This window comes from Accumulibacter sp., assembly GCF_029255125.1.
In the GTDB taxonomy this organism is placed as follows: domain Bacteria; phylum Pseudomonadota; class Gammaproteobacteria; order Burkholderiales; family Rhodocyclaceae; genus Accumulibacter.
Map to the genome: position 1 here is coordinate 1 of NZ_JAPUVR010000052.1, position 3,896 is coordinate 3,896.

Annotated in this window: 3 protein-coding genes and 1 pseudogene; all 4 read right to left on the bottom strand. The window is 66.0% G+C overall.

Going from position 1 to position 3,896, the window contains the following annotated elements; genetic code table 11:
• The coding region (locus Q1L59_RS02570; protein ID WP_300327728.1) for a hypothetical protein at positions 1 to 1,250 on the bottom strand (1,250 nt) is incomplete at its 3' end.
• Positions 1,247 to 1,984, bottom strand: coding sequence for a transposase (locus Q1L59_RS02575; protein ID WP_300327729.1), 738 nt, complete (start codon positions 1,982 to 1,984; stop codon positions 1,247 to 1,249). The genes Q1L59_RS02570 and Q1L59_RS02575, both read right to left, overlap by 4 nt.
• 2 nt (positions 1,985 to 1,986) lie before the next feature.
• Positions 1,987 to 2,244 (bottom strand): annotated as a pseudogene (locus tag Q1L59_RS16705) (transposase zinc-binding domain-containing protein); the annotation flags it as partial.
• A gap of 156 nt (positions 2,245 to 2,400) precedes the next feature.
• Positions 2,401 to 3,645, bottom strand: a complete 1,245-nt coding sequence (locus tag Q1L59_RS02580) for an alpha/beta hydrolase (RefSeq protein WP_300327730.1) — start codon at positions 3,643 to 3,645, stop codon at positions 2,401 to 2,403.
• Between the last annotated feature and the right edge of the window lie 251 nt (positions 3,646 to 3,896).

Here is a 3,896-nt window from a genome sequence, read left to right on the forward strand (position 1 = left end):
TCGGCCTTTTCCCGGGCGAGTGCCTGCCGCAATTCGCCGCGCATTTCCGGGTCGGCAAGGTCCTTCAGCCGATCGGCGGCCAGCGCGCGCAGCTCGCTCCTCGGCGAGGCCAGCAGTACGCCAAGGCTCCGGCCGAGCATCGGCTGGCGAGCCAGCAAGCGCCAGGCTGGCTGGCGATTGTCGCAGTATTTCCCGAAAGCCATCGCCAATAGGGGCGACAGCCAGTCCGGCTGCAGCCACGGATACGTGGCAGCCGTCAATATGGGCGGTTCGCTCTGGCGTTCGAGATAAATGCGCCGCTTGACGACGTGCAATAGCAGATCGTGTATCACGTGCAGCGGGTAACGCGAGAACAACGGCCAGATGCGCTCGGCGGGCAAAGCTTTCCAGAACGCGCCTCGCTCCGGCACTTTCGCGTACGGGAAGGCAAACCCGCTGGCCAGGTAAACGTCGTCGAGCGCTCGCAGATCCCGGAACTCGACAGGCAAGCGGACAAAGATGGTCAAAAACCTCTTGTCGCACCATGGCGCCCATAGGTCATTACTGGCACCTAGCAGCCGGACAGCAGTCCGCAAACCGAATCGGGGCAACGTCCATAACCTGGGGGCGCTGTTGATCAGCGCCAGCTCCGCGTCGGTGAAGCGCCGGCGGGTGGACCTGCCGTCCAAGATCGCCAGCACTTCTTCGGCGCTCACTGCGTCGAGGTCTTGCGAAGCCTTCACCGCCTCAGCATAGGCGTAGCCGTCCTCGGCCCGCTCGCCGAATTGCGCGCGTAAATCGGCCGCTCGCTCTCGCTTGTCGGCGATCAACTTCTCGCGTCGCGCGCTGAGCAGCGTCAAGGCGTCTTCGCCGAGCGCTTCATCCGGCGGCAAGACGTAGGCCGGCGGCTCCGGCAGCGGCCACTGCGCCGCGGCCCGGGCCGCGTGCAACGCCACGCGGGCGATGTGCATGGCGCGCTGGACGGCGGCGTCGCCCTCGCGCTCGAGGGCGGAGTTGAGAATCGACTCACTCTGCGGCGCAATCGTGCTGCCCAGCAAAATCGCCGCTTCCTGCCGCGTTTCCGGCTGCGCCGATTGCAACATATATTCGAGAAACGCCAGTCGCCGGGGTAACGGTGCGCTGAGCAGCCTCCCGTACGCTTCCAGGAACACGTCATCGCGCGCGCTCTGCAGGTTGGACAGGGTCTCTTCGAACGCGCCAAGGGGGTCGGCTTTGCTGGCGAGCGGCGATGGTTCGGCGGTCGTGCTCATGGTTCGGTTTCCAGGGCGATGGCCGGGCGACGCTTTCGGTGGCGGTCATCATGGCGGCATGATCCGGTCATCGACAAGCTTTCCCGCGACGGGAATGGGCAGTAAGCGCAGACAGCCGCCGGCGCGCAGGTCGCCAGCACGCCGTAGTACCGATGCCGATGACGGCGCGGGGGTGGAATCAGCGCCGCCAGACGCTCGATCAGTTCGAGCGGCGTCAGCATCACGCTCAGGTTGCCGCCGGAACCCGCCTTGACACGCTGATAGACCAGGTGTTCAGCGTCGATTTCCCGCAAACGCGCCACTGCGAAGGCTGGTCGCGCACAGTCACGCAGCAGCCGTTCCAGACCCGGGCGATCGGCGCCTTCGACGCGCAACTTGGCGTTCAGCGAAAAGCCGCCACCGTATTCCCGGCTTGCCATCGACTCGGCGTCCTCCGGGTCGAGCACAGCACGTCCGATCAGCTCGCGCCGCACACGACGCCGGCCCTTGGCCTGTACTTCGTCGAGCAATTTCAATTCGGCCGTAGGGCTTTCGTGAAAGGCCGCTGCTCGCGCGGTGTCGGCTGCGAAGACACCCTCGATGACGATGCAGGGAAAGTGCACCTGCGGATTGCACAGTGCGCCAAAGCGGCGGATGAAGGCCACCACGCGGATCCGGGAATTGGGGCGCGTCGCCGGGCAGGAGCGGAGCAAAGCCTGCTCGACGACGCTCAGGAAGATGCGCAGCGCCAGCATCGCTATCGTCGAATCGCGCTGCAGGTGACAACGCAGGCACTTGCGAACCGACAGTACCTACTGGCGGCCGCCAGTCGCGGAAAAACGTGGTCGGCCAGGTGGGCAGCGGTTTCGACCATTCGCCAGGATGTGCACGCGGGACAGGCCCCGCGACCCTTGCACGACCGAGCGATCAGGAAATCGTGAGCACAATCGATGCTGCGAGCGCGGGCGAAACCATGGGCGAGAATCCCGCATTCGAGATACCTCCGAAACTCGCGTTCGACATCGGCTGGACCGGAACGCCCTGGCGGCGATCACACAAGAGTTCGAGCCAGGTGGCGCGGGGCGTGCGCGGTGCGAGAGAGTACGGTATCTTCGGGCCTGCGACATCGATAGACGGTTGTGGCAGCGGGCGCGCAGGTTGGTCGCCATGTTCACCACCTTGGCGGCCGGCGCGCGCCGGTTTCGACGGCGGCCAGCCAGTCGGCGATCTGTCGATAGACACGGGGATCGGTCAGCAGATCCATGTGTCCAAGCTTGCCGACCGCCGCCGTCCGCACGTCGCCGTCGATGGCATGCGCGGTTGCGCTACCGGGAGTGACCAGCCCGTCGCCGAACAGCCGGCCGAAGCGATTGTCGACCTCTTCGGCCAGACTGCCGGCCAGGAAGCGATAGGCGATGCGACCAGGCATTGCCGGCCTGCGCGCAGCGCCTGGCCCGCGCCGCAGATCCTGGATGCCCTGGCTGCGCGCGGCTGCGATCTTGCCCAGCGGCAAGGTGACCGGCGAAACGTGGAGCGCCGTGGTCAGCAGGTGGCCAACCCGCTCGACCGGCGAGCCAAGCTGTGGCGAACCCAGACAGACCAGCATGTTGGTGGCCTGCGGCCAGTGCATTCCGGTGGCGACGGCGTGTTCGCAGGCGGCGAGGGCGACCAGGCCACCCATGCTGTGGCCGACGAGAATCAGCCGGCTGTCCGCTTGCGGCCAGCCGGCGCACAGTTGCTCGAGCAGCACGGCCAATTTCTCGCCGTTGCGGGCAACCGGCAAGCCTGTGTTATAGCGAACGTAGACCGGCGTGTAGCGGAAATCGGCGTGCAGTCGACGGCCGAAGTCGATGCCCGATGTCGGGCTCGACGCCGCGTCTGCCTTTGGCGGTTGCGCTTGCCAGGCGTGCTCGTCGCAAGCCAGACCGTGGATGAACACGCAGATCCGCGGCCCGCATTCCGGCCACGCGGCGCGCAGCGAATCCGCATCCGGCTCTACCGCAACGCCGTTGGCGTGGATCGTCAGATCGATTGCCAGGCGGCTGTTGCCGGCCTCGAGATGGTCGCCGAACACACCGTTGAGAATGCTGTGCACCCGGGTCGAGAGGCGACTCGGCGGTCGACTCGGGGCGCGCTGCGCGTAATGCTCCTCCACCAGCCCGGCAACGCCGCACAGCGCGCCGCTGCCGAATCGAATCGCGTCGTACACCCCGGCGACGACCCTGTCATGCGCGCTCTCGACAAGTCGCGCCGGTCGGCCGAGCAAGGGGATTCGGCGCAGGACGGCAAACGACCGGTCGGCAATCGCGCTGTGCATTTCGCGCACGCGCACCGTCGTCTGTTCTACCGCGACTTGCACCGCCTGACTATAGCCGGCGCGCCGGAACGCACCCGCGGATTTTTTTCCGGCCGACATCTGGTGTCCTTTCGGTGGAACATTGGCTGCTTTGCCAGAGCTCAGTCGAGGACGGCAATGCCGCAGCCGTGCCGGCCAAAGTCATTGTCCTTGAAGAGCAGGCAGACTTCGTCGTCACAGGCGAAGACATCAGGATAGCAGAGCATGTCGGAATCGCAGCCTTGCATCGATGGGAGATTCAACGCCATGTCCCGGAGTGTTTCGGCTCGGATAGGCGCGGGCAGCGGTCGGGAGCAGTGTCGATTCGGAGA